Source organism: Gibbsiella greigii (genome assembly GCF_039540155.1).
Lineage (GTDB): Bacteria > Pseudomonadota > Gammaproteobacteria > Enterobacterales > Enterobacteriaceae > Gibbsiella > Gibbsiella quercinecans.
The window spans coordinates 1-2,381 of sequence record NZ_BAABEM010000002.1 but is presented as its reverse complement, the minus strand read 5'-3'; the positions used below and the strand labels follow the sequence as shown (position 1 = coordinate 2,381).

Here is a 2,381-nt window from a genome sequence, read left to right as displayed (position 1 = left end):
ACCAGCAGACGTTGGATTATTCCCAAAACCTGCGCCTGCAGGGCCAATACCTGGATCGCGAAACCGGATTGCACTACAATCTGTTCCGTTACTACGATCCGGATATCGGCAGATTTACCCAGCATGACCCAATAGGGTTGGCGGGTGGGATAAACTTGTATCAATACACACGTAACCCGATTAATTTCATTGACCCCATGGGGTTAATGCCTTTAAGTAACCCAGTCAATCAAGGCCACCATATGGTTCCTCATGAAGTTGCGACACATTTAGGAATCAGTCCTTTTAACTCTCAAAAAGGCGTTCCAGCATTGTATTGGAGTGATTCACAATGGAGTGGTATTGAACATAGTGCTATGCATGGTTACAACGGAATAGGAACTACCACTAAGCCTTTAGTAAAACCAAACGCTGTAGATAAATCAGGCATGACCAATGAGCAATGGATGAACAGTTTAGAAGAACATTATAACAATCCTGCTTTAAAAAATATTAGAGGAGATTTACACCTAATTGATTCATCAGGAAACAAAGGTAAACTCCTCGCTGCCAATGTAAGTCCTGCTGAAGCATGGCTTCATACAAAAAAATGGGCAGCACAAACAAAATGTAAAGGATAAACTATGTTTAACAAAGTATTTTCATATAAAAACTCAAAGTCTCTTGATGATGCAAAAATTGTATTTTATAACAACAAAGGGATGGAAAACATATCCATATCTCAACTAATTCCAACGGATTTTTTCAGGAAAACAATTTTAAATATTGAGGTTGTTAACGAGTTTGAACAAAGCACCATTCGTTACAAAAGGAACAATATAAGTCTAAAAAAATCAAAAAAGATCAAGTCCATTGAAAACACTAGCATTTCAATTTATTTAAAGGACAATCCAATAGGAATAAATGAACTGATACCTCAAGATATCGATTATGAATTTAACTTTTTCATTTCCATCGACACGCCATTGATAGCGAAAAAAGATGAGTATAAAAATCAACCGGAAATAATAAAAAACTCTGAAATATTAAACATATATTTGATATTTGTTTTAAACAACAGTGAAAAAAAAACAAGCAACAAAAACCATCAAGTATATGAGAGTTATGGTGAGCTAGGCTTTGTAATCGCTGACATAAATAAAATCAATCAATTCATAAAAGAACAGCACATAAAGATAAGCAATGATTTATTTAAGGAGTTCACTACTACAGAGTTGGCTTCAGAACTCTTCGATGCAGGCCTCATGGTGTTATGCTGGGGAATGACACCATGGCCATATTATATAATGTCTAATGACAAAGACAATAAAGCAATACAACCATTTATTGGTGAAAAAACAAAATATTCTGGAAGTTACAAATTTTCATCTGAAATTCAAGAGGCTAGTATTATCCCAGGTAATGCTCTACGTGATTGGTCATCGTGCTCAAAGGATTCTTGGCCAACCATTGAAATTCCTGGTATTGATGATACGGTCAATATAGAACTCTACATCTTAAATGCAAAATCAGATGACTCATTATCGAGCATTCCAATTCCTACATTTTTGATAGAAAGGACTGATAAAAAAGATTTTATTAGCCCATTACTTGAATCAAGGTTGTTCTAATACTTTGCCCCTCCCTAATTCTGTGTTAATTCTCCTTAGTAACAGTAGTTCTGACAGTAGACCGGGAGCTACACTACAGCGCCGTCGACCAACTGCTGCAGGCGGCTTTCTACCGGGGCGATGTCTGGCAAGGCTACGCGCAGGAAGCAGAAAGCGACGTCCGCTTCCAGTATGATCTGTTGGGCCGCGTGGTGAATGAACACGGCGTTAACGACGCACTGGCCTATTCTTACGATGCGCTCGGCAACCGTACGCAGATCGTCCTGCCTGATGGCCGTGCGCTACGCGCGCTCTATTACGGTAGTGGTCATTTGCTGCAACTGGCGCTGGATAATGTCACGATCAGCGAGTTTGAGCGCGATAATCTGCACCGTGAGCTCAGCCGCACTCAGGGCCGCCTGACCCGCCGGGTGCATTATGATCGGCTGGGCCGCAAGGATCGCCTGGAGATACACCGCACTGACCGGCCGCGCCCGGCGCCGGCCAGCAGCTCACGCCAGTGGANACACAACGCCAACCCGTTTGCCTATCGCCACTATCACTACGATGCCGCCGGGCGGCTGTTGGCACAGGAAGGCTCCCTGCCGGATACGGAGCATTACCGTTACGATCCGGCGGCCAACCTGCTGGACGAGGGGCAATTCCGCCAGCGGCACAACCGGGTAACGCACTATAAAGGCATCGATTACCGCTACGATACCTTCGGCCGTACGGTCGAGAAGCATAAAGATCGCTATCGCTGGCATTATCGCTATGACGCCGAACACCGTC

General features: G+C 43.0%; 3 protein-coding genes. 2 read left to right on the top strand and 1 reads right to left on the bottom strand.

What is annotated here, in order from left to right:
* Both AC559G_RS00020 and AC559G_RS00015 read left to right on the top strand, forming a co-directional pair.
* Positions 1-620 (top strand): RHS repeat-associated core domain-containing protein (locus tag AC559G_RS00020; RefSeq protein WP_498910323.1); only part of this gene is annotated, 620 nt, incomplete at its 5' end.
* A gap of 3 nt (positions 621-623) precedes the next feature.
* Positions 624-1,610 carry a hypothetical protein gene (locus AC559G_RS00015; RefSeq protein WP_498910321.1) on the top strand — a complete coding sequence of 329 codons (987 nt, stop codon included), beginning with the start codon at positions 624-626 and terminating at the stop codon, positions 1,608-1,610.
* A 68-nt stretch (positions 1,611-1,678) separates the two neighbouring features.
* Here the strand turns inward: AC559G_RS00015 and AC559G_RS00010 are convergent, their stop codons facing one another.
* On the bottom strand, positions 1,679-1,813 hold the full coding sequence (locus tag AC559G_RS00010) for a hypothetical protein (RefSeq protein ID WP_498910319.1): 135 nt from the start codon (positions 1,811-1,813) through the stop codon (positions 1,679-1,681).
* Positions 1,814-2,381 lie beyond the last annotated feature (568 nt).

Excerpts from the sequence above, each read along its gene's own strand:
- AC559G_RS00015 (WP_498910321.1), top strand. The coding sequence starts at position 624 with ATGTTTAACAAAGTATTTTCATATAAAAACTCAAAGTCTCTTGATGAT.